The 23900-nt window shown below is 45.2% G+C and carries 28 protein-coding genes and 1 tRNA gene; 5 read left to right on the forward strand and 24 right to left on the reverse strand.

Translation table 11 applies throughout. The annotated features are described in order from the left end of the window. Positions 1-104: 104 nt before the first annotated feature. The 10 genes from ABTV53_RS19120 to ABTV53_RS19165 all read right to left on the reverse strand — a co-directional run bounded on the left by ABTV53_RS19120 (position 105) and on the right by ABTV53_RS19165 (position 8703). The gene (locus ABTV53_RS19120) at positions 105-398 is read right to left on the reverse strand and encodes a DUF6809 family protein (RefSeq protein ID WP_433745327.1); all 294 of its coding nucleotides are present in this window, start codon (positions 396-398) and stop codon (positions 105-107) included. Between the two features lie 144 nt (positions 399-542). Further along, complete coding sequence (locus tag ABTV53_RS19125) at positions 543-722, reverse strand: ribbon-helix-helix protein, CopG family (protein WP_076328061.1); 180 nt, start codon at positions 720-722, stop codon at positions 543-545. Between the two features lie 300 nt (positions 723-1022). After that, on the reverse strand, positions 1023-2108 hold the full coding sequence (locus ABTV53_RS19130) for a DUF3626 domain-containing protein (protein WP_433754283.1): 1086 nt from the start codon (positions 2106-2108) through the stop codon (positions 1023-1025). 87 nt (positions 2109-2195) lie between these two features. Further along, complete coding sequence (locus ABTV53_RS19135; RefSeq protein ID WP_433745330.1) at positions 2196-2597, reverse strand: DUF5071 domain-containing protein; 402 nt, start codon at positions 2595-2597, stop codon at positions 2196-2198. A 49-nt stretch (positions 2598-2646) separates the two neighbouring features. Next, on the reverse strand, positions 2647-3216 hold the full coding sequence (locus ABTV53_RS19140) for a DUF3221 domain-containing protein (RefSeq protein WP_433745332.1): 570 nt from the start codon (positions 3214-3216) through the stop codon (positions 2647-2649). A gap of 66 nt (positions 3217-3282) precedes the next feature. Then, on the reverse strand, positions 3283-3612 hold the full coding sequence (locus ABTV53_RS19145) for a hypothetical protein (RefSeq protein WP_433745335.1): 330 nt from the start codon (positions 3610-3612) through the stop codon (positions 3283-3285). 231 nt (positions 3613-3843) lie between these two features. Then, a complete protein-coding gene (locus tag ABTV53_RS19150) occupies positions 3844-5559 on the reverse strand; it encodes an ABC transporter ATP-binding protein (RefSeq protein WP_433745338.1) in 1716 nt (571 codons plus the stop codon). A gap of 44 nt (positions 5560-5603) precedes the next feature. Next, positions 5604-6635 (reverse strand): FecCD family ABC transporter permease, encoded by a 1032-nt coding sequence (locus ABTV53_RS19155; protein WP_433745341.1) that lies wholly within the window; start codon positions 6633-6635, stop codon positions 5604-5606. A gap of 2 nt (positions 6636-6637) precedes the next feature. Continuing rightward, the gene (locus ABTV53_RS19160) at positions 6638-7693 is read right to left on the reverse strand and encodes a FecCD family ABC transporter permease (protein ID WP_036614761.1); all 1056 of its coding nucleotides are present in this window, start codon (positions 7691-7693) and stop codon (positions 6638-6640) included. Positions 7694-7965: 272 nt separating this feature from the next. Continuing rightward, positions 7966-8703, reverse strand: coding sequence for a glycerophosphodiester phosphodiesterase (locus ABTV53_RS19165; protein WP_433745343.1), 738 nt, complete (start codon positions 8701-8703; stop codon positions 7966-7968). A 230-nt stretch (positions 8704-8933) separates the two neighbouring features. On the opposite strand from ABTV53_RS19165, the gene ABTV53_RS19170 reads away from it, so the two are divergent. Beyond that, positions 8934-9200 carry a hypothetical protein gene (locus tag ABTV53_RS19170; RefSeq protein ID WP_433745346.1) on the forward strand — a complete coding sequence of 89 codons (267 nt, stop codon included), beginning with the start codon at positions 8934-8936 and terminating at the stop codon, positions 9198-9200. A gap of 217 nt (positions 9201-9417) precedes the next feature. Here the strand turns inward: ABTV53_RS19170 and ABTV53_RS19175 are convergent, their stop codons facing one another. The 5 genes from ABTV53_RS19175 to ABTV53_RS19195 form a co-directional block, all read right to left on the reverse strand. Then, positions 9418-9546 (reverse strand): hypothetical protein, encoded by a 129-nt coding sequence (locus ABTV53_RS19175; RefSeq protein WP_255319930.1) that lies wholly within the window; start codon positions 9544-9546, stop codon positions 9418-9420. A gap of 83 nt (positions 9547-9629) precedes the next feature. Beyond that, positions 9630-10214, reverse strand: a complete 585-nt coding sequence (locus ABTV53_RS19180) for a TIGR00730 family Rossman fold protein (protein ID WP_433745349.1) — start codon at positions 10212-10214, stop codon at positions 9630-9632. A 232-nt stretch (positions 10215-10446) separates the two neighbouring features. Next, a complete protein-coding gene (locus ABTV53_RS19185; RefSeq protein ID WP_433745351.1) occupies positions 10447-10866 on the reverse strand; it encodes a hypothetical protein in 420 nt (139 codons plus the stop codon). 19 nt (positions 10867-10885) lie between these two features. Beyond that, positions 10886-11554 (reverse strand): uracil-DNA glycosylase, encoded by a 669-nt coding sequence (gene ung / locus ABTV53_RS19190; RefSeq protein WP_433745353.1) that lies wholly within the window; start codon positions 11552-11554, stop codon positions 10886-10888. A 248-nt stretch (positions 11555-11802) separates the two neighbouring features. Next, positions 11803-13017: a MalY/PatB family protein gene (locus tag ABTV53_RS19195; RefSeq protein ID WP_433745356.1), complete on the reverse strand. Its 1215-nt coding sequence runs from the start codon at positions 13015-13017 to the stop codon at positions 11803-11805. Between the two features lie 248 nt (positions 13018-13265). On the opposite strand from ABTV53_RS19195, the gene ABTV53_RS19200 reads away from it, so the two are divergent. Beyond that, positions 13266-13973: a helix-turn-helix domain-containing protein gene (locus ABTV53_RS19200; protein WP_017687366.1), complete on the forward strand. Its 708-nt coding sequence runs from the start codon at positions 13266-13268 to the stop codon at positions 13971-13973. A 146-nt stretch (positions 13974-14119) separates the two neighbouring features. Here ABTV53_RS19200 and ABTV53_RS19205 read toward each other — a convergent pair whose 3' ends face one another. From ABTV53_RS19205 to ABTV53_RS19215, 3 genes are all read right to left on the reverse strand, one after another. Continuing rightward, a complete protein-coding gene (locus ABTV53_RS19205; RefSeq protein WP_433745358.1) occupies positions 14120-17041 on the reverse strand; it encodes an insulinase family protein in 2922 nt (973 codons plus the stop codon). Positions 17042-17413: 372 nt separating this feature from the next. Then, positions 17414-17499: transfer RNA gene (locus ABTV53_RS19210), tRNA-Leu, on the reverse strand. A gap of 235 nt (positions 17500-17734) precedes the next feature. Then, positions 17735-18184 carry a hypothetical protein gene (locus ABTV53_RS19215; protein WP_433745361.1) on the reverse strand — a complete coding sequence of 150 codons (450 nt, stop codon included), beginning with the start codon at positions 18182-18184 and terminating at the stop codon, positions 17735-17737. Positions 18185-18391: 207 nt separating this feature from the next. Here ABTV53_RS19215 and ABTV53_RS19220 point away from each other — a divergent pair, with 207 nt between their 5' ends. Next, complete coding sequence (locus tag ABTV53_RS19220) at positions 18392-18616, forward strand: hypothetical protein (RefSeq protein ID WP_433745363.1); 225 nt, start codon at positions 18392-18394, stop codon at positions 18614-18616. Positions 18617-18732: 116 nt separating this feature from the next. Here the strand turns inward: ABTV53_RS19220 and ABTV53_RS19225 are convergent, their stop codons facing one another. Beyond that, the gene (locus ABTV53_RS19225; protein ID WP_433745365.1) at positions 18733-19215 is read right to left on the reverse strand and encodes a NucA/NucB deoxyribonuclease domain-containing protein; all 483 of its coding nucleotides are present in this window, start codon (positions 19213-19215) and stop codon (positions 18733-18735) included. A gap of 109 nt (positions 19216-19324) precedes the next feature. Continuing rightward, a complete protein-coding gene (locus ABTV53_RS19230; RefSeq protein ID WP_433745367.1) occupies positions 19325-20473 on the reverse strand; it encodes an ATP-binding protein in 1149 nt (382 codons plus the stop codon). A 313-nt stretch (positions 20474-20786) separates the two neighbouring features. Between ABTV53_RS19230 and ABTV53_RS19235 the strand changes: the two genes are divergently transcribed. After that, positions 20787-20975, forward strand: a complete 189-nt coding sequence (locus ABTV53_RS19235; protein WP_433745369.1) for a DUF6199 family natural product biosynthesis protein — start codon at positions 20787-20789, stop codon at positions 20973-20975. A 140-nt stretch (positions 20976-21115) separates the two neighbouring features. Beyond that, positions 21116-22339, forward strand: a complete 1224-nt coding sequence (locus ABTV53_RS19240) for an MFS transporter (protein WP_433745372.1) — start codon at positions 21116-21118, stop codon at positions 22337-22339. Positions 22340-22380: 41 nt separating this feature from the next. On the opposite strand, the gene ABTV53_RS19245 is transcribed toward ABTV53_RS19240, so the two are convergent. The 4 genes from ABTV53_RS19245 to ABTV53_RS19260 form a co-directional block, all read right to left on the reverse strand. After that, on the reverse strand, positions 22381-22710 hold the full coding sequence (locus ABTV53_RS19245; protein WP_339235837.1) for a DUF1904 family protein: 330 nt from the start codon (positions 22708-22710) through the stop codon (positions 22381-22383). 159 nt (positions 22711-22869) lie between these two features. Then, positions 22870-22992: a sporulation protein YjcZ gene (locus tag ABTV53_RS19250; protein ID WP_083679583.1), complete on the reverse strand. Its 123-nt coding sequence runs from the start codon at positions 22990-22992 to the stop codon at positions 22870-22872. 116 nt (positions 22993-23108) lie between these two features. Then, a complete protein-coding gene (locus ABTV53_RS19255) occupies positions 23109-23507 on the reverse strand; it encodes a hypothetical protein (RefSeq protein WP_433745377.1) in 399 nt (132 codons plus the stop codon). Between the two features lie 171 nt (positions 23508-23678). After that, positions 23679-23858, reverse strand: coding sequence for a hypothetical protein (locus ABTV53_RS19260; protein WP_091014133.1), 180 nt, complete (start codon positions 23856-23858; stop codon positions 23679-23681). Positions 23859-23900: the final 42 nt, after the last annotated feature.

Consider the following 23900-nt stretch of genomic DNA (forward strand, 5'->3'; position numbering starts at 1 on the left):
TTTATGATACCATTTTATGGTAAGAAATAAGTATGTTGTATGCACGTCATTTCCTGAGAATTTAGCTGTAAAAGTAAACCTGATCTATGCTCACACTGTTGAACTTAGTTAAACTCCAACACCGATTCCTCACGCTGACTCATGACTTCAATTAACATGTTGGCACCCAAACGAAAACCTTGTGCAAACGCTGCTTCCGTATGCATGCCCTCACATCTGCCACACAAGTCAAATAACTGTTCAAGCTCAAGAAATTCGTCCTCGCTCAAACGATTCTTCCATTGCTCTGTCAGAGCTGCAATCTGCCGCCCTAACGCTTGGTATTCAGGATGTGTCGGCATCATCATCTCATCCGGTCGAAGTCGTCCATTATATAATGCTTCTACTATCGAATTCATGTGCATCCTCCTGTATATCAATTCGCAGCTCACTTGAATGAACGTTCTGCACATGGTAGGATATTTATGCAGTCGCTCATTCGTAGTGATTGCGGGATAGGAAGCAGCGGTGTTCTTCGTGGGACTTACGCTGCTTCCTTTTTTTCATTTTTGGAGTTCGTCGTAAATCTTCTCAATCCCTTTGCGAACGATGTCTGATCGATTCGTATTCAGCTTCTCAGCCGAAATATCGAGTTTGTTCATAATTTCCTGATCAACACGGATTTTGATCGTTTCGCTTTTGGGATTGTCAGACAGCGGACGTCCCATCTTCTTGGCAGACATTGCTTCACCTCACTTTTTGTGCCAACAATAATAGTATAGTTGTTGTTGGCACAATAAGTCAATTCACTTGTAAAACATACGTTCGTTTTTGTGCCAGCAGTTTCATAGATAAATCTATAGTCAGTAATCCATTTCAATGACAAAAAACAACCTTGAACGGCTAGGCGCTCAAGGTTGTTAGAGTACTTTTATTGAGTAACCATTTAAAATTCAGGAGATACGCTAACAAGTAGAAAGAAAAATTTGGTGTTTTAGCATTTTTATCACTACATATTCAATATTTTTATCTCGAAAACCGTTTTACTTGTCCATTGGTTTTCCATATCTCACTAAGACATGCCAAAGTAATTTTAATTCTTGTAGAACTTCTTTGTAGGTTCCTCTATCGCTCCAATGACTTGGGTTTCGTTTCAAGTCCGTAGCTGCATACCCAATCATATTTGCATCAATCAAATCACTTTTTGCAATTTTTTTGGCCAGTGAAGGCATCGAAGGACCTCGAAAATCCATTGGAACGTCATCAACTAATAGTGTAAAGCCCATGTGCCAGTGGAGATCAATGGAATACTTTAAACATATCTGCTCTAAGATTCTTCCTGTATGTGTGCCTTTAAATGATGGGTCGGCAACAAGAATCTTTACATCTTTTTCAAGGGAAATATCACCATGAACCTGAGCTTCGATATACTGGTCCAGATTTCGGTTTGGCTCTTGGTTGGGTGGATTTTGGAACGGTTTCTCAAGATTAACGAGCATATGGTCGATCAACTTTTGAACGGTTAGATTTCTTTCACCAATGGCAAAATTACTATAAAATACATCCCTCAAGAGAGCAGCCAAAATGAGGTCGAATTCCTCATACGTTCCCTTTTCCTCAGGTTCTTGGTGAGAATCCAAATATGTATACGTGCAACGATGAGAGACCTCAGCGGATAAAATAAAATAACATGATCCAAAACGCGGAGCAGGTCCGTCGGGATGTAACATGACATTGAGTGCCCCATACTTGGGTCGTTCGCTATTGGTTGAGCCATTTATTTGGTACGCTCCGCCAAACATTTTATTCTCCCAAACGTCACGTTCACCACCTGAAAATGCGGATACACTTCCATTCGATAAGAAAGTCTCAAACTGACTTTTATAAACTCCCTGCTCAAGTAGTGCTACAGCAACGCTTTTCATGGTCGGATCTAATCGATCTGGGTGAAAGTGTAGTGCAATACTTGCATGAGATTTAAGTTTGATGATAGCATGTTCAAATGTCTTCAGCTCGATGTTGGACACACGAAGGATTTCCCTAATGGTTTGCTCCGCCTCATTTTTTCGGCTTCTTGCATATTTGGTTACATGCTCTTGAGCTAATTGCTGTGACCTTGATAGTTCCATGGGCAGAGGAGTCCTTTCCCTTTTTTTTATAGAATCATAATGGCGTTTTCCTTGTTTATCATATAGATTGTAGCCTAATATCTCCACTTACCTCTCGTTGGTCTCCTTCATCTTTTCCAAAAGCTTCACGATAACCTCATCCAACTCCTCAAGTACCTCACTCGGTGTAGGAGATTCCAGTATCCTTACCAAATCCGTCTGTAGCATACTTAGATGAGATATAGGTAATCGATCAATTAATCCGACCAAAATGAAATATTCCCACTGTGGATCTTGGGTTCGCAATACATCTTTAATATGAGGAATTAAGTCTTCGCCCAGTCTCAATAGCAGATCCTCTACCGGCTTAGAGATCGGCCAATTCCCGTCTTGTAACCACTCCATCAACTCTGGGATGATAACTTTTAATTCGACATCACTGAACTCACTTAACTTACGCACCGCTTCATAATCAAACTTATCGCGGGGAAGGCACTCCCTAATATCCATTTAAACTTCCTTCCTCAATCTCAATGTGCAAAATCATAACCCACCTGTGTTACTCGACTGGCGCTACATCGTCTACTTTGATATCAATCTCATCTTGATTCTCCGTCGTTGACATCGCATCTCTCATGCGAATCGTCCACGTTCCTGCATCATGATCAAATTGTACATCTTCAATCACAGGAACACGTAATTTTTCTCCATCTGGTGAGTATAGTCCACCCCGAATTGCGTCTGCCTCACTTAGATGGGCACCATCCGGTGCCACTGGACAAGATACCGCTATCCTTTCTGCTCTGGCCTGCCCAGGATAGGGTTGATTTTCCGGGCCTCCATCCGTCCAGACTTCAACATAGGAGCCGATCTGCGGATCAGGTGCATTGGAGAACCATTTTACCGGATAATATCGATCGGCTCCTCCATTTGAACTGTTATCTCGGTAGGCAGGATCAACCACAAGAATGGAATCGTCTTTACGATCAACCACATAACCAGTGAATCCATCTTCACTCGGTGCATTCGCTTGAGTCTGCACAGAGTTGCATTCGTTTGATCCTGAACATCCCGTAAGGCATACGATTAGGATTGAGAGCAATATGAGGACTCGACGAAGATTAGACATATGTAAATCCCCCTTTAATAACACCTCTTTCTAAATTTATCGTACCCGGTCAGATTATTGTTGCATTCACTTCTTCATATCCCTTTTGTACACATACCTGCCCCAAACCACCAATGCCGCACACAATAAGATCACACAATAAGCCCATACAAAAAACATGGCGAGCCCCAACCCGATGTTGGCATCCAGGCGCTCATCAAAGATCTCCGTATACAGCGAAAAACCGAGTGGCACAGCGCCCACAATGAACAGTCCAATGGACCACCCACCCCAGCGTCGGAAACCGGACCCCACACGAGTACTGGAAAGTTTGCGAATCCCCTGAGTCAGTAGCCACCAAATCAGAATAAATAATAGACAGGTTATAAGAATCTTTAGCATATCGTTCAACTGCATATCGTGTACCTCCTACATCTTGCAAGATGATGAACATATCCTACACGTTAAGCGTTCTCTTTACTATATTACCCGTTTCCATATCCATGATCACAGGCAGATCAGAGCACAGTACCCCTGACCCACATCTAATCATGAAATAGAAAAAAACGCCACCGTCCTGACTCCTTCCAAGTCAAGAACGACGGCGCTACTTCTCGTATTTACATTGTTACATCCACATCGAACAAGTTACGCACCAAACTGCGCATAGTGAAGGCGGCTGTACACCCCACCTGCTGCGAGTAATTCTTCATGACGTCCTTGCTCCGTAATCCCTTGTTCAGCAACGACAATAATGCGGTCTGCATTTTTGATCGTAGCCAATCGGTGGGCGATGACCAGTGTGGTCCGGCCCTCGGACAACTCAGCAAGGGATTGCTGAATGGCTGCTTCCGTTTCTGTATCCAGCGCGGATGTAGCTTCGTCCAGAATTAGAATCGGCGGGTTTTTCAGGAACATGCGGGCAATGGACAAACGCTGTTTCTGTCCACCGGACAGCTTCACGCCGCGTTCACCAATTAACGTATCGAGCCCTTCCGGCATCGATTGAATCAAAGATTCCATCTGTGCACGTCTGGCAGCCATCCAGATTTCTTCTTCGGATGCATCCAACTTGCCGTAGGCAATATTCTCCCGAATGGTTCCATCGAAGAGAAATACATCCTGTTGTACAATTCCGATATGACTACGCAAGGAATCGAGCGTCATATCCTGTATCTCCTGTCCATCGATCGTGATGCGACCTTCCAGCACATCATAGAATCGTGGTAACAGACTGCACAGCGTTGTTTTACCTGCACCCGACGGACCCACGAGGGCCACGGTTTCCCCTGCATGCACGTTCAGATCAATACCTTTGAGTACAGGCTCCTGATCCGAATAACCAAAGGTCACTTGCTCATAACGAATATCTCCACGCAAATGCGATACCGACACGGCTCCTGGACGATCTTCTACATCCGGTTCCATATCAAGCAGCTCCGTATAACGCTTGAAGCCTGCAATTCCTTTGGGATACGTCTCAATAACCGAGTTGATCTTCTGGATCGGTGTCAGGAACACATTGGACAACATAATAAATGCAATGAATTGACCGTAAGTCATGCTGCCGTTAATGACAAACCATGTTCCGCATACCAGAACAAAGAGGGATACCAGCTTCATCAGCATATAACTGACAGAAGAGTTCCAGGCCATGATTTTGTATGCAATCAGTTTCGTCTGACGGAAACGACCGTTGTTCACAGCGAATTGTGCTTTTTCATGCTCTTCATTGGCAAAAGCCTGAACAACACGGATTCCTGTGATATTGTTCTCTACACGAGCATTGAAATCCGCAATATCACCGAACATTCGGCTAAATGCCTTGGACATTTTACTACCAAAGTAGAGCGACAGATAAATAATCAGTGGCACGATGATAAAGGTTAACACCGCCAGATTTCCGTTAATGCTCATCATGATGCTGAATGCACCGATCAGCGTCATGACCGCAATAAATACATCCTCTGGACCATGATGGGCAATCTCACCAATATCCATCAGATCGTTAGTCATGCGGGACACGAGGTGTCCTGTTTTGGTATTATCGAAGAAACGGAACGATAACTTCTGCACATGATTAAACAGACTTTTACGCATATCCGTCTCGATGTTAATGCCCAGCTTGTGTCCCCAATAGGTAACCACGAAGTTCAGGAATGAATTCAGGAAGTAGATACCCAGCAATGCCAGACACGCCCATAGAATCCAGTCCCAGCGTCCGCCTGGCAGCAGATCATCGACTACCCGGTTGACTGCCAGTGGAAAAGCGAGTTCCAGCAGCGCGACCAGAATCGCACAACTGAAGTCAAGAATAAAGAGCTTTTTGTAAGGCCTGTAATAGGCAAAGAAACGGCGAAGCATGGACTGAAGTCCTCCTTATGCAATCACACCATAATGATTACGTTCTATTTCGTCTTGCTTAAGAGATACAGGAAATACGGCGCACCAATAATGGCAACCAGGATCCCCGCAGGAATCTCCGAAGGCTGTAGGATGACCCGACCCAGCGTATCTGCAACCAGTACGAGCAATGAACCGATCAGTGCAGATGCGGGTAACAGGAATTGATGTTTTGGACCCACCAGACGACGCGCCAAATGCGGTCCGATCAGACCTACAAAACCGATCCCCCCACTCACAGATACACATGAGCCGGCAAGACCTACAGCAGCCGCAAGCAAAATCAGTCGCTCACGCTCAACTGGAGTTCCGAGTCCACTTGCAGTCTGGTCCCCCAGATTCAGTACGTTTAATACACGTGCCTTATATAGAACAAGTGGGACAAGAATAACAAGAAACGGTAACAATGCCGTTACAAATTTCCAGTTCGAACCCCAGATGCTGCCTGCCATCCAGGTAGCTACAAATTGATACTTTTCCGGACTAAGCCGTAATGTAAGTACGATCATGGCAGAACTGATTCCCGCCGCTACCCCGATTCCCGTAAGCAACATACGCGTAGGCAGGATGCCCTCTCCTTTTTTGTAAGAGAGAATATAGATCAGAAATGCAGCAAAACCGGAACCGATCAGGGCCAGAATTGGCAAAAGAAATACCGGCGCTGCTGTCGTTGTCGGGAAGAAAGAAACAAATAACATGACGACCAGACCAGCACCTGCATTAATTCCGAGGATTCCCGGATCTGCCAGTGCATTCCGAGATACCCCCTGCAAAATACAACCAGATAACGCAAGTCCTGCTCCGACCAGCACCGAAATCACAATACGTGGCAGACGGAATTCAAACAGGATCAATTCCTGTTTCGCCGTGCCTCCACCAAACAGGGTACGCATCACTTCAAGCGGCGAAAGCTTGGTAAAACCTGTGTTCATGCTCACCACAAAAGCCGTAATAATGAATAGGGCAAGTACAATGAGGACAATCGTACCTTTGGTTCTCTTCTTGCGCTCTGCTCCAACTATTGTTGAGGATTCCATCGTTACAGCGTCCTCCTTTCTTTACGCGCCAGATATAGGAAGAAGGGTACCCCGATGAGGGCAACCAACGCGCCAATTGGCGTCTCGTACGGTGGGTTAATCATACGTGCAGCCAGATCCGCAAATACAAGCAACAAACTGCCCATCACAGCGGAACATGGGATAATCCAGCGATAATCGACCCCAACCAGTTTTCGCGTGAGATGGGGAATAATGAGTCCGACAAAACCGACCGCACCTACCACGGACACAGCCGTACCCGCAAGAATCAGTACAACAATCAGGCCTATGAGCTTGATCAGCCCCGTACGTTGCCCCAAGCCCACGGCAATATCTTCTCCGAGACTAAGCAGCGTAATGGAACGGGAGATGAGAAGACCTGCGATTAGCGCAGCGAGTACCCATGGGAACATGACCTCAAGTTGAGACCACTTCGTTCCGGCTACACCACCGGCTGTCCAGAAAGCCAGATCTTGTCCAATTCTGAAATACAATGCAATCCCTTCACTGAGTGCCGACAACATTGCTGAGACAGCCGCACCTGCAAGCACAAGACGCAATGGTGTAAGACCCGATTTGGAAGCTGCACCAAAACCATATACCAACAGAACCCCAAGCCCTGCTCCAAGGAAGGAGTACATGATGATATACATAAATGGCAAGCCAGGGAAAAAGGCAAAACAAACCGCAAGCGCAAATCCAGCTCCCGCATTTAACCCAAGCAGACCTGAATCGGCCAACGGGTTACGAGTCATGCCCTGCATGATCGCACCAGCTACAGCGAAGCATGCACCCACCATTGCTCCTCCAAGGATACGTGGTAACCGAATCTCCCATATGATCTGATGTGGAGTCAACTCCGGATTGAAATCAAAGATGGCCTTCCAGACCACACTAAGCTTAATATCCGCAGCGCCAAAAGAAATGGACAATGCCATACCCAGAGCGAGTAGCAAAACTCCCCCTGTAAGAATAAGTGTGGCTGCCCACGGACGAGTATGTATCTTCGCTGTGGGTGAATCCGGATTATGTTTTTCTGGTGAAGCTTGTGAACTCATACGCCCCCACCCTCGTTATGAGTGGAATTGCTCAAACCTATGTACATAACAATCACCTCTCTATAAATACCAAGCTTTAATGATATTGATTCTCATTCCCATAGACCATTGTAAGTGAATCCACGGGCTCTGGCAATGGACAAATAGGACATGTTTATTGCATATATGAAGATTTGCACACAATTTCACACGCAAAAAGGCCGTGCAGGAGCCCAAAAGCTCGAACACAGCCTTATCATTGCATATGTAGAACATGTAAAATACAGACTCATTTAACGGGCATGTACCGTAAGCAAGGATGCGAGGACATCCGGAACATCGGTAATGATCCCTTGCACACCCATGTCAATCATGGCCTGCATCTCGGCAGGGTCATTCACCGTAAATGGATAGGTAACAATACCATGTGCCAGTGCGGCAGCAACCTCTTCTTGTGTGACTGCCAGCTTGTATGGATGAAGACCGGAAGCTTCGAGTTTAGACGCATAATCATAGGGACGGTACAACTTTTCCATATATAGAAGTGCTGTACGGATCTCCGGGGCAAGACGTTTACATCTCACGAGCGAAGCATGATTGAAGCTGGACAGCACGACCTGTTGCTCCAGATTCCAGTCCCGGATCGCCTGTATAACCTTCTCTTCCATCCCCCTATAACTTACAATACCATTTTTCAATTCCAGATTAAGCAGTGTTCCTTTCCCCTGTACCAGCTTGAATAACTCCTCCAGAGAAGGAATTCGTTCCCCGGTAAAATCAGCATGGAACCAGGACCCGGCATCCCGTGTGCGCAATTGATCGTAAGTCGTATCCTTAACCCATCCTTCTCCACCGCCAGTTCGGCTTAACGTCTCATCATGAATCAGTACCAGTCTGCCATCACTCGTCATCTGTACATCGGTTTCGATCCCTGTCGCTCCAAGCTCCAGACTCCGTTCAAAAGCGCTCATCGTATTCTCCGGGCATACGGCAGATGCACCGCGATGGGCGATAATCTCCATGTTCCTCATTCAGCGCCTCCTGTGTTCAAGCTTCACTCTATGATCCTTACTATAAACACGGTTTGTTAGACCTGTATTAACAGAGCGTATAATGGGTTGCCCGCTTCGCTAATACTCGCAACCGGGCTCAACATCTAACGGGCTGGGGATTCACTCATTTTTGCGAACTCAATCTGAAAATCGACATAACATAGTATGAACGATGGAAGCACTGAACTCCGTTATAAGGAGGTTGACTATTGAATCCCTCAAAGAAAAAATCGACACCTACGCGACCTCACACATCCCAGTTACAGTCGGCTTCCAGGCTTTCCAGATCATCTGTCCATATCAAAAACAAATCCGGCAAGACGGCTAATCAGCGTTCTCTTAACTCCAGTTCACCCAACACACTGGATCAGCTGGCTATTGTTGCAGCAATACTCTCCTTAATTGCAGCCGCCATCGGGCTATATATCGCCTGGAAATCGTTAAGTAATCCGGATCAAACTGCTGTTGTGGTGTAAGCTGCTTGTAACGCAGCTAATGGCTCAGGAGGCTCTCTCCTGCTTCTGACCTTATTCAGGGGCAGGTTTTTGCTTTTTCAATCACTTAACGTATACTGGAAACATCAAAAAACCGTTCCCCTGAAACGCCGACTTATACCGGCGTCTCTTTGGAAAGGTCATTTTTATTCGGGCGCTGCCTCTGCAGCGTGATCCCCATCCCGGGATACTGACCGAATTACAGAATGAATGTGCGAGAGATAATAACCAACAGAATGAACAATACCAGAATTGCACCTGTCGATGTCCATGCTCCACCACCGAAGCCTCCGCAATATCCGTAACCTGTACCTTTGAGTTCGCTCATCAGTGACACTCCCCTCTTCATCGAAGTACACTATAGACTATGTCCGATAGCGCAACTTGCTTGGGCAGATCGAAAATTCTCCCTCATTTCCCGTTAAGTTGTGACCACTTCTGAGTCAACTCTACAGGAATATAGGATGACATTTGTTTGATCAGTTCAGCCGGATCAGATTCCAGACTCCACAGACTGAGATGCGAAGTGTTGGAGAATCCTTCCTGTACGCTATGTTCTACCATCTTCATCAGCGGTCCATAATATCCGTTGACATTTAATAAGCCGACAGGCTTACGATGAATACCAATCTGTGCCCAGCATAGCACCTCAAATAGTTCTTCAAATGTACCCATGCCTCCGGGAAGTGCAATGAATCCATCGGATAATTCAGCCATCGTAGCCTTCCGTTCATGCATGGTTCCCACTTCAATCAGTTGTGTGAGCCCTCCGTGAACAATCTCGCCCCGGAACAATCCGGTAGGCATAACCCCGATTACCTCTCCCCCTTGCTCAAGAGCAGCATCGGCTACTGCGCCCATTAAGCCCATACAAGAACCACCATAGACCAGTGCATAACCACGATCAGCAATCTGTTTGCCTAGTTGAACAGCCTTCTCTGTATAATCGGGGTGATTTCCCGGATTGGAGCCTGCAAAAACAGCTATACGTTTCATTGGGTTTCACTCCTTCTTATGATCTATTTTAATAATATATATCATGAATGTTATGGGTATGTACAACAGGGTAACAGAACCCATGGACAAAAAAATACCCGACCGTTTGCAGCCGGCCGGGCTCACGTTTTAATACACATCAATTTAGAAGGGGTTGTTACTACCTAATATACAGACCAAACATTAAATCCATATGATCTTTGCATGAAATGAATATTAAATCTTCGTGGTACTAACGTATCCCGCGGCGTGAACGTACGACAAACATATGCTTGTCTTTACGAAGAACCCGACCATCTGCAATTTCAACCTGATCCTCGTCATGACGCAGAATCGTCGTGGATAATGCTACAATTTTGGCCCGGCGCCAAATCATAACCTGTGACTTGAAATAGATCGCATTTTCGAACTGAATTGCCTTTTTCATCACGTATCCAACTTTATGCACTTCAGAACGTGCTTTCTTTAAAGGAAGACTCTCTTCGGGAAGAGGTCTGATCATTGCGATATTGTCAAACGATACCTTGATCCGTTTCGGTCCAATCCGTACACATTCCGCTTCTTCATCCCACTCGACCAACGTTCCCTTCAATGGCTCCCGTATGCCTGTTGCACGATATACCGCTACTTTTCGTCCTATCCAATGTCGCAATGTTCTCACCTCCATCTATCTAGTTTTCAGGTATCTTCCAATCGATCGGTTCAATACCTTTGGAGGTCAGGAAGTCATTGGCTTTGGAAAAGGGACGACTGCCGAGGAATCCGCGATGCGCGGCCAGCGGACTGGGATGTGTAGACTCCAGTACCAGGTGCTTGTCCCTGTTAATAAACGCACCTTTCTTCTGGGCATGACTGCCCCACAGCATATATACCATCGGTTCTGAACGTTCATTCAGCGCGCGAATGACAGCATCCGTAAACGTCTGCCAGCCCAATGCCTGATGCGAATTCGGCTGACCTTCACGAACCGTAAGAACAGCATTTAACAGCAGGACTCCCTGCTGCGCCCAATGTACCAGAGATCCATGATTCGGAATCGGCAGGCCAAGATCGGCCTGAAGTTCCTTATATATGTTTTTCAGAGAAGGAGGCACGCGTACCCCCGGTCTAACCGAAAAGCTTAATCCATGAGCCTGACCTGCTCCGTGATAAGGGTCCTGACCAATAATAACAGCCTTAACCTGATGATATGGTGTCAGCTTCAGTGCGGAGAACAGGTCTTCTTTCGGCGGAAAGACCGTCTGTGTTTTGTACTCGGCGGCTAGGGTGTAACGAATCTTGTTGAAATACTCAGCTTCCGTCTCTTCCTGAAGCACCTTGTCCCAATCGTTTCCAAACATATGTATAGGCTCCTTTCCCCTGATGAATACAGTTACGTGCAGCCCATCTACTGGGCTCTTCCTTCTGAGAGCCGCATGTCATGCAACTCATAGACTATCCACCATTTTAACATAACCGGGGACAGCAGACCAGAATTGCGCATCAGGGTATATGTTCACCTCGAAATAAACCTTGTTCATGCTGCACTCTGTATACTCATCCGAAAAAAGCCACCACGCTGTTGCGTGATGACTTGATGACTTTATACTTAAACGGGCACCTCTTCGACTTCTTTCACAAGCACACTGCTGATTCTCCGTAATCCTTCCTGAAGGATAGAACGCGGACAAGCCAGATTCAACCGAATACAACCCTCACCATTCGCTACAAACATATGTCCATCTTCGAGTAACACACCCGCTTGCTCCGCAAAGAATAAAGGTAAACTTACATTTTGGGGAGCATATGCCGAGATATCAATCCAGGCCAGATATGTGGCATCGGGAATGTGAAAGACAGCCCGTGGCAGATGCTGCTTCACATACTCTTCTACGCATGCAAAATTGGCATCGAGGTAACCTTTTAACTGTTTCAGCCATTCATCACCCGTTTCGTAAGCCGCTTGCGTGGCAGCAATGCTCAGTGGGTTTTTGAAACCATAATGGCGTGTCTGCCAGATGTCTCGAAGTGCCTTATTGGGAATGATGACATTGGAGAACATCAGACCAGCCATGTTGAATGTTTTGCTCGGAGACATGCATGTAATGATTCGATCCGTATCCGGGAACAGCTTTGCAAGTGGCGTATGTCTTATGCCAGTTCGCAGCAGATCACAGTGAATTTCATCCGAAATAATCCATACATTATACCTCAGGCAGATCTCACCCACACGTCGTAACTCTTCCGTTGTCCAGACACGTCCAGACGGATTATGCGGATTGCAGAAAATACATACCCTTACCTTCTCATCCTTGGCTTTGGCTTCAAAATCCTCAAAATCAATCGAGTAACGCCCCTGCTCATTAATCATATCCGAACACACCAGTTCAAGATTGTTATGCTCCGCAGCTGACTTGAAGAAACCATAAGACGGGGTTATGATCAGTACTTTCTCATCCGATTGACAGATATATTCCACCAGTTCATATAAAGCAGGAATGATCCCGTTCGAGGTCTCCAAATGCTCCTTGGGGAAGAACCAATCATAGTACCTTTTCATCCAATTTGAGACAGCTTCATAGTATGCCGGATCGAACACTTGAGAGTATCCCATAATTCTACGCTCCAGACGCTCCTTAACTGCATCCAGTACCTCGGGAGGTGTGGCGAACTCCATATCTGCAATCCACATGCGAATGAATTCTTCGTCCTTAAAGGGAAATGTCATATCATCTGTGGCGTTAAAAATATATTGACGGAAACCATCCGTATTCATGGCATTTGTACCTGTGCGGTCTATAATCTCATCAAAGTTATATTTCATAGCTTCTGCTCCTCTGTCTGCTCAACTTTTCATTGTCGGTTCGTGTCGTATACTTCTATTATTCCATGACGTAGAAATCGCATCAAATGCAATAGAATCTATCCTGACGAAACAAATATAGTTCATTGTTTCTCCAGAATAGGTTTTTCGGTGAAAAAGTGATATATTTCTCATATAACATCATTTTTATGAATGACTTTCATCATTATCACGTACTCTCAAGAAACATTGCATAAGGAGAACCGGTTATGAACAATATCAATCAGGAAGTTGGCAAGAAAATACGAAACTTTCGGAAGTGGCGGGGACTGACAATTCAACAGCTGGCGGATCAGATCTTCAAGAGCAAGGGCACCCTGTCCAAGTATGAGAGCGGCGATATTACACTCGATCTGGTGACGTTACATCATATTGCGAACGCGCTCAACATCCAGGTAGAACAGCTCTTGTACCAAGAGCCAAGACATGCTTCTCCCTTGATGAATGCGGTCCCGTCCAGCTTTTTCAAGAACTCTACCCGCTTCTATTCCTACTTTTATGATGGGCGTAACAACAGTCTCATTCGTTGTGTCATTGACATGATGGCTCAATCGGATGCCAACCGTTACCGCACCGTGATGTATATGAATGTGAAGGATTTTGAGAACTATCAAGAATGCGAGAATATGTATTGGGGCCACACCGAGCATTATGATACGCTCACCACGCTAATTTTGAAAAATCAGGCCACGCCGCTGGAGAACCTATATATTAATATTCTGGCATCTTTTCAAGAATCGGAGAAAAAATGGGGGCTGATGGCTGGTGTCTCCTTCAGACCTTTCATGCCGATCGCGCTCAAAATGCTATTCTCCAGAACCCCGCTGCCTGAGAATCAGGAGTTATATAATGAATTGAAAATCTCAAAGGAAGATCTGCGAACCCTGAAAATATATAACATGCTTGCTGTCACTTGAACAACGCAGTGTGTCACCCATTCTCATCTGGGATGAAGATAGTTGCACCTCATTAAAAAAGGCACTTCTATAAGCTGTTGAACCAGCTCATAAAAGTGCCTTTCGCTTTGACGCCTAATGGATCAGGAAATACGCGAGACTAACGCTTAGTTTTTAATTAAATCCAGCGTTTCGTCAAACATTTGCTTCTGTTCCTCAATCTTGTTCTCATTACCGATCACGCAGCGCTGTTGCTGTTCAAGTATGGCAGATAAAAGCTCAGCAAAACCGATAATGTCGCTTTCCTTCGTGCTTAACACTTCGTCACGTTCCTGTTGCAGATCCGCTTCAGTCACATTTGACAGATAACACTCCAGGGAGAATGCCCCTTCGCCATAAGGCGTTCTCGGCGTATCGAGATCCTGAATCGCACCAATGATATAACGCGTCATCTCCCGCTCGTCTGCCCGAAAATCGGTCAAATATTGCGGTATTTCTTCATATACTTTGTACGTTTTATCGAGATTTGGATCACGATACGATGCAACGTAGCTGTCTCCGTTCCGTCTGAATCCTGACATACAGCCATAAGCTCCACCTTTGGCACGGATATTGGTCCACAAGTAATCCAGAGACAGGATACCCTGCAAAACCCGTAGTGAACCGGTGTATTGATACCCTTTGTCGATATAATTGCCCGTTTGCACCACGTATTGCACTTCTGACGGGGAACGGAATCCTTCCTTATGAGTAGCAGGTAGGAACGTAAACTCTTCCTTGGCAACCTCATGTGTGAACAGCTTCGCTTTCAGATCGGATACCTGTTGCTCCAGTCCTTCATATCCCTGCTCATCGGCCGTGTAACTAACAAGCAAGTTCTCCGGTCTGAAGATATATCCCGTCAACTCTTGCAGGTTGGAAGATAACTCTTCTTTTCTGGCCTCAAAGTTCGCCTGAAGATCCTCAAGCCACTGGTAAAAGGCGATACCACTTACCGCTTCTCTGAAATCCGCAACCGCAGAATGTTTGGACGAAGACCGGCCAATTCCCGCAGAGTGTCCACTGTTGATCAGATTGCGTTGCAGATTACCTTTCATCTGAGAGATGATCTCATACAATCGCTTCGAATTATCGAATCGGGATGTGAACACCATTTCCTGGATCATGTCAAAGGCAAAACCAAGCTTGTCATACAACACTTTGGCGTTGAACTCATAGGTAGCTTTGAATTCATTATGCTTGTGCGCGTTGGCATACGATCCAATCCCGCTATGAATACCACCTGAATGAATGTGGATTTCATTGGACAATTCATTGAACGAGTAGTTTTGAGTATCCACGTAACCCAGTACATTTTTCAGCAATCCTGCATACGGCAGCAGATGACGTGGCACTTCTTTAATATCGAACAGCAGTCTCAGATAACCAATCCCGTTCGTATAGAGGTTATGATGCAGAATGGTTGTGCCGTCGACCTGATTTACCGTTTGATGCAACGTAGAGGCCTTGGGTTCAATATCTTCAATTGATAACGTTGGAATGACCTGCTGCTGCTCTTTGGTTGAAGGTGTATTCTGATACTCGGCGAGTGCTTCCGTTTTCTGAATCAGCGTCTGCACTTCTTCCTCGCTAAGACCCGCCTGAATGGTTTTCAGACGTGCTTTCAGTGCTTCTTCCTTGCGTGCATTCAACCCTTTGTCCGGTGTCAGGGCTACAAAGGAAGTATGTGTGTTTTGTAATAAATACTTCTCGATCAATTGCTCGAAGTAACCTTCGTTCATTTTTATCCGCAACTCAGCAAATACGTCATTAGCCTCCAGATGGGTGAAAGGTGCTTCCTCATCGTACAGCCAGCTTTGCAGGGAGGAGAATCCGTAGATCAGGCCCTTCGGCATTCTGCCGTAGTCCGCTTCTCTGTGATTGAACTCATACGAGTTAATGCCTGCAAGCAGCGCCTTAGGGTCGAAACCTTCTTTCACCACACGCTCAAGCACTTCTTTGACCGTTCCCAGGAACTCCTCTTTGCTCGACAGATTGCTCTTCTTCAGTCCCACCGTGAACACAGGCTGATACAGGCTGTCATCATACGAACCGTAGACGTCCTTCGCAATTCCTTTATCCAGCAAAGCCTGTTTCAATACCGCTCCCGGAGCGTTCAGCAAGGCGTATAACAAAATTTGAAACGAAATGTTCAGTTCCTTGTCCAGACTTGTGCCAATCACCGCATTATAGGTCAAGAAGCTGTTATCCACTTCCGATTCCGTACTTCCCGCAGAGTAAGTCTTAACTGTGTCTACCCGTTCTGCAAAGGCAGGTTGAAGTTGGATAGCCGAATCAATCTCGATTCGATCATATGCACTCAGATAGTTCTCATCAAGCCATTGCAACTTCTCTTCCATATCCATATCCCCGTAGAGATAGATGTAACTGTTGGAAGGATGATAGTATCTCGTATGGAAATCCAGCAGCCCCTGATAGGTCAGATCCAGGATCGCTTCCGGAAACCCGCCAGACTCGGAGGAATAAGTGGTATCCGGGAAAAGGGAGTTCAGTACTTCTCTGCGCACCATTCGTTCCGGTGAAGAAAAGGCACCCTTCATCTCGTTATATACAACTCCGTTGTAAGTTAACTCATCATCTGCCGAGGCCAGATTATAATTCCAGCCTTCCTGCAAAAATATCTTTTCATTCTCATAAATGTTCGTATTCAATACCGCGTCCAGATATATATCCATCAGGTTATGGAAATCGTGGTCATTACGACTCGCGATCGGGTAGATCGTCTTATCGGGATACGTCATGGCGTTAAGGAATGTATTCAATGAACCTTTCAGCAACTCAACAAAAGAATCCTTGGCCGGAAATTTCTTGGACCCACAGAGCACGGAGTGTTCGAGGATATGGGCTACCCCTGTATCATCTTCCGGAGGTGTGCGGAAACCGATACTGAATACTTTGTTGTCGTCCTGATTGGACAAAAGTACAATTTTGGCGCCAGATTTCTGGTGCTCCAACAGATACGCATCCGATTTCAGTTCTTCGATTCTGCGCTCCTGTAACACCTTGTATGGCTTAAGCTGTTTCAACATAAACTTGAGTCCTCCGTCCATAAGATTGTTTTATTGGTTTTGTGACTCTACATAAGTTCAAATATGGCTATTTACACGGGCACTCCGATGACAGAATAACCTTCCGATCGCTGTTATCGTGTAAATGTGTAGTTGAACTTATATCGTTCAGCAAGGTAAAGGTAATATATGCCTATGGATAGTATACACCATTGTTCCGTCTCTTCATAAAAGTCAGATAAATGTGCCTTCTGATATGTATTATGCAGGGTTTATGTTTATGAACTACAGGGTGAAGTGGTCTGCAATGAAGTGAGATTCATATTATAAGAACATAAAAAAAGATCGCATGCAGCTTGGTTAACAAGCGTCATACGATCTTTCTTTTTAAGATGCCGAGGACCGGGATCGAACCGGTACGGTAGTCACCTACCGCAGGATTTTAAGTCCTGTGCGTCTGCCAATTCCGCCACCCCGGCATGGATATAATTTCTTGGCGACAAGAAATATCTTACCATGAACTAATTAACTTTGCAACACCTTTTATATAAAATAATAAAAAAATGAAACAGGCACTGCAAGCGTCAGCTCACAGTGCCTAGAAAGTCCGAGTTGCGGTCCCGGACTTCCGGTAAACCAATCTATATTAAGGGAGGTGTAAGATAAGAATACCTCCCCAACATTAAAGAAACCTAAAATCAGCCTTAAATTAAACTAAAAAAGTAAAATAGGTCGAACACGAGCCGCTTCTTCATCACTGCATTCCACGATAACCAAGATATGGTCCTTTAACAGCCAATCTTCGTAATACCGCGCATCCTCTTCAGAGATCCCCGCTTCAGTCAGTGTAAGCACCAAATCATCGGTCTCACTCCCTATTTCATTGCCGGCGAGCCTGCGCACTGCTTTTCCGATCGACATCGTCTGATCCATCCGTTTCCCCAGACCAGCCAATATACCTTTTAGCGCGCCAAAGGCACCATCCGTTCCTGCACCCTTCAAAGGTTTGGGCAGCCCCGTCTTTTCACTCACAAGCTCCAGATTAAGCTGCTCCTTCGCCACCGCTCCCAAATATTTATCCTTAATGCCTTCCTCTTTAGCTTTATTCAGCATGATTATAGCCTCATTCTCGGTACGGGCCAAGCCAATAATCAATTGTGTCATTCCGTTCCCCTCCTTTTACCCTAATATAACCCCGTAATGTCCATTCAAAAACGGATAAACGCCAGCTAAGTCAAATCACCTAGAAGATTGTTGATTTCTCTTCTGGAAATCTATACCTAGTTCTGATAGACTAGATAAAGAAGACAAATTAACCATTGAAAACATTGACATATGGATTTGACATCTCATAATCAGGAGCAATGACTTATGAAAAAAGAGGTAGAAATTGCCATCCGGCGCAAACAACAGATCATGGTTCGTAATACAAGCGGTCAGACGGTAACCGGTTTTCCCGAGCGCACCGCTGATACATCCATTCTATCCTTACGTACGGTTCACGGCAGTCTGTGGATACCGTTTGATGAGGTTGAACAGGTTACGCGTCTGTTAAGCATCCGTTCTCATCATTTAAGCGGAATGCAACTCGTTTAGTCGGATCTGTAATCATACAAAATCAGTTCCCGTATAGATACGTTAACTAGATCTATTTATGCCAGCACATCACACCAAAAAACCAGACGCATGCACGTCTGGTTTTTCTCTTCTTGTTACTTCACTACAAACTTCACTCGTGTTCCATCCGGATATGTACTTAACTGATTCCCTACCCATGAACCCGCACCGCGATTATCCTTTGGGCTAATGTACTGGATATCTGCACCTGTTCCTCCCTCAGCGCACATCGCCATGGGCCACTCGTCACGATCCTTACCTTTTTTGACGGGAACACCCTTGAGTGATAAATCCCGATTGCCTTCCGCTCCACTACGATCAATGGTGCATACATCCGAATGCCCTGCCTTGATAGCAGCTTTAATATGGTTGGCTGTTTCGGGATAACGCTCTGAAGGGAACGTAATGGTATGGTCTACACTCTTATTAGTTCCTCCGAATGGATTAGGTATCTGCTCCGGCCATTCTCCTCCAGCCCAGGCGTAGAGGGCTACCAGCAGCATCGCTACCAGTGTCAGTACCTGCTTTTTGAAACCTTGCTTACCTTTGCTTTTTCGTCTTGTGCGTCTCCTACTCATGCTGTGATTCCCCCATTCAACACTTACATTATAACAGAACGCCCGTTCGCAAAACAATTCAATACAATAAAAAAACAGCCGAGATCACCCGGCTGTCCTGCTTGTTTGGTTATCCTACATTGGGAATGGCCTGTTGGCGCAGCAAGGGTAGTATCACCTCAAACTGTGTACCTTTCCCCTCCGTACTCTCCACCGTGATCTGACCATTCATCAGTTCCAGCAGTTCTTTGCAGATGGTCAGACCAAGCCCGCTTCCGCCAAATCGGCGCGCATGGGAGATATCGGTTTGGGTAAATGCATCAAACAATTGTTCGATCTGATGTGGAGGAATGCCAATTCCCGTATCACGCACAGAGAATACCAATATAACGGTATCCATCAATTGTTTCCTCACATCCACCTGTAACTGCACTTCACCCTGTTCTGTGAACTTGATTGCATTACTCAACAAGTTATCCAGTACCTGTCGAAGTCTTAGCGGATCACCGATAAGCACATCAGGAACATTCAGATCAGCATGACAGAGCAGACGTATTTGTTTATTCTGCGCCGCAGGCTCATGTGTCTTTACAATCTGTTGGATCAGCTTCAACGGCTGAAACTCAATGTTTTCTACATTCATTTTGCCTCGGCCCAGCTTCGCCATATCCAGGCTATTGTTAATGATGTTAAGCAGCGCCTCACCTGATTGACGTGCAAGCTCCAGATATTCTTTCTGCTCATCCGTAGTTTCACCCATACTGGCAAGTTCGATCATGCCCATAATGCCGTTAAGCGGGGTACGAAGCTCGTGATTCAGCTTGCCGATAAATTCCAATTGCCCTCTGCTGTTCATCTCAGCCATGGAATTTGCGAACTTCAACTGCTGTTCGGCATACTTCCTTTCTGAAATATCGTATTGAATGCCTACAAAATATAAACACTCTCCGGATTCATTAAAGATCGGATCAATATTCAGTTCGTTCCAGAACTTCTGACCACTTTTTGTATAATTTAAGATATCAATCTTAATGGACTGTTGTTCCTTTATTGCATCACGAATCTGCATTACCGTTTCAGGGTCTGTATCCTTCCCTTGCAAAAATCGGCAATTCTGTCCGACAGACTCTTCATACGTGTATCCTGTCAGCCGGGTAAAGTGTTCGTTTACATACATGAGCGGAAGCTCAGGCAATGTTGCATCGACCACCGTCACGGAGGATTTCACTTTCGAGATGATAAATTCCCATTGTAATGAGAGTTGATTATTTTGGCTCATGCCTTCCTCCTTCATCTCACACACGTTAATGTTAATATAGTCTGTATTCGAACATTATATGGAGATACAATTGACCAGATGGTATGTGTTGATAATAAATCAATATATTTTAATTGTAACATAGTTATTCAAGTCATGTGCTTCTTGGGTAATAGTTGATAACTAACATTCCACAATAACCTAACTACTCATCAGGAGGAACATACATGAAATTTCTGTTAATTATCATCATTATCATTTTGATTGTAGTCTTTTTTACCAGACGCAAACGTTAAGATAAGCTCCGTTATGTAAGTTAGAAAGGAAGATGGGTATGAGAACCCTCTTTTTTATATTCATGGTACTCTGTATCATCAATTTCTGTTTCCCAAAATTCGGCTGGTATTTGCGTTATGGCTGGATTTCTCGGGGTGAAGACGAACCCAGCAGGCCTTATATGACTATGGTCAGAACGACCAGCCTGCTCATGTTGCTTATCGCCTTTACACTCGCTATGGCATGAACTATAGGCATTAGAAGATGACTGCCCTGTTGGGCAGTTTTTTTGTGGTGAAATGACGGGAAAATGATAACTTTGTTTGTGGTGCAATGATGACAATGCCCGTAATATAGATATATCGTTTCGGAAAGGACATCATTGGCATGAACATCGCATTTTATCCATACTGGGCCGCCAGAACGCTGCTCTCGCTTATTAATGTCATATATATCATGGTCATTACGACGTATATATACGGTCACACTGGATCGGTACTCTCTGCTGCAATGTTTCCACTTATTCAGATCATTGCACGCACAATAGCAGGTTTCACTTTACCCTTACTTGTGAACCGTTTCCCATTCTCCAGACTATTGATCAGCATTTCCATAGCCAAAACATTCATCATGACCTGTATAGCCATTTCGTTGAATCACTTGTTTTCACAACTGCCGCTTCTAATGATCGGAGTGGTCATACTATCCTTTTTGGACGGATGGGAAACTCCGTTACTGAATGCTTTAACACCACGATTGGTTCAGGGAGAAGACCTTGTGAAAGCCAATAGCCTACTATCATTCTCCAATCAGACGGTAACCATTGTCGGTTACGCCATGACGGGATTCGCCGTGATGAACTGGGGGGCGTCACAGACCTTCTGGGCAGCTACAAGCCTGTCCTGGGCCGTTATGATCTTCATGATTGCTATGGGCTCGCTCACACGCAATGTAGAACAACTCCAGAAATCTGCTGTATCGCGGAATGTATTGAGGGAAGGCTGGAGTATACTTTGGAACAATCCATCATTAAAACTGATTACGCTTATGGACATTGCCCAGGCTCTTGCGGGTTCCATCTGGATCGGAGCTGTTACGCTGGTCTTTGCAAAAGAAGCTCTGGGACGAGGAGAAGGTTGGTGGGGACTCATGAACTCGAGTTACGCTGCCGGAACCATGCTTGGAGGTATTCTGGCCCTTGCACTGACCAAACGTATTCAGAAGCATCTAATCGCTAGTATGACCATGGGTTCTCTTCTTTTCAGCCTGCTTACCGTCGTTTATGGTCTAAACAACCTGCCATGGCTCGCTCTGGTGTTATGCATACTCATGGGTCCAGTTCATCAGATTCGTGATGTGGCTCAGCAGACAGCGCTTCAGAGCAGTGTACCTGCCCTATCCCTAACCAAGGTATACGCCACACGTGGCGTCCTGATATCCACGGTTATGAGTGTATCCATAGTCATCTTTGGTCTAGTCGCCGATCAACTGGGCGTTCGATGGGTATATCTTATCGGTGGAGCCTTGTTTATCGTGTCTGCGATATGCTCTTTATCGTTGAGCCGGGTTCACAGGAACCATCCCATTGCTAAACATCCAAAAAATATATAAATCAAAAGAGACGAGCAACATTCTGCTCGTCCCTCACAATCTCAATCCAATCGATAATCTGTTAACGGCTTGCCTTGTTTATAATACAACGTGGGTGACAATATATTGAAGAAAATATGCACATCCGGCATGTACGCTTCTTCCAAAATAGCTTGCAACGACGAGGCAATCCGGTTATGAACCTCCTGATCACGTTGAAACATCAGAATCTCTATAGAAGCCGGAGAAGGTGTCAGCGCTTGTACATCATGACGCTCTGCCTTCATTCTCTCCCTTGGAATATGAGTAATTAGGGCCATCTGCTCTGTAATTTGGGGTACAACTTCCTCTAGCTGAGGACCTGTGAATCCTTTAAAGCGAATAAACGGCATTGCTATCCCTTCAATCTCTGTTAATAGTCTCTTATGTGATTTTAAGCACATTGTTTTCAGTTGTCAAATGTCATGAATGGCATCTGTTGCTTCTTATAAACAGGAAAAGCCCCGCTGAAGTCTCAGCGGAGCCATTGCCTGCACGAATCTATACGTGACTTACAGCCAGAAAGATTTTGTGATGATCACGAGCAGGATGAAAAGTACGAGAATTGCACTTGTGGAAGTCCATCCGCCGCCGAATCCACCAACATTCCCACAACCGTATCCAACTTGACTCATTTGATTGGCCTCCTTTGAATTTCAAGGTATGCCATAACATATGCATATTCTGCGCAAGTGACCGGGCGATTCGGCAAGTTCATCTGCCCATTCATACGGGTTTCATGCTTGGTAACTTAACCAGATGAGTCGATGGAGATTTTCAGTTGTTTTTCTTGTGACTCCTGAGGTGGAGGGTCTATATTTCCTCTGTCCAGAAGGATTGTACGAGTACGTGTATCACTTCGGGATGCCAGAACAACCTCTCCATCAGGTGTATATTTGGCTTTCTCCAATACAATCTCTCCAGCCTTACTGATGATGATCGATCGATCCTTTGGACGTTCGTCCAGTCTGCGATGACCTGATACAATCATGGTTCCATTTTCAGCCGCCAACCTGCAAGCTTCCTGGGCATTCTGGTTCAGATATCCTTCAGGAAAGAACAATACATCTGCATCAGGGTGTTGCTTGAGTTCAGCTTCAAGCTGCAGCAAATGCTGTTCGAGCCTCGGTTGTCCAATGATAATCTTCATCTGGTATCCCCCATTCATTAATAAAAGCCGGTTCATACCTGAATAAGGTACGAAACCGGCTTAAAGGTTGTACGAACAGTGTTCCTGCGCATCATACTTCGCTTCAAGAGTAATTGGTGCTCGTGTTATTGCTCGATGACACAATTACCTTTACAGTTCAGTGATATGTAGTTAGGCATTTCTACGTTCAATACTATCATATATAGCTTGCCCATCATAGCTTCGATCTGTAGCAATATCCTTAGCCAATAGAGCGCTGTCTGCGACACTGTTTGCATTTCCAGATAAGATACTCAGTGCCCCCAGCACCCAAGCAAGTGGATATAATGCAACGGATAACATTTTCTTCATAGCTCTGTCTCCTTTATGTACTATAGAAATGATTGGTTGAAT

It is taken from the genome of Paenibacillus amylolyticus (genome assembly GCF_050990605.1).
Lineage (GTDB): Bacteria > Bacillota > Bacilli > Paenibacillales > Paenibacillaceae > Paenibacillus > Paenibacillus amylolyticus_H.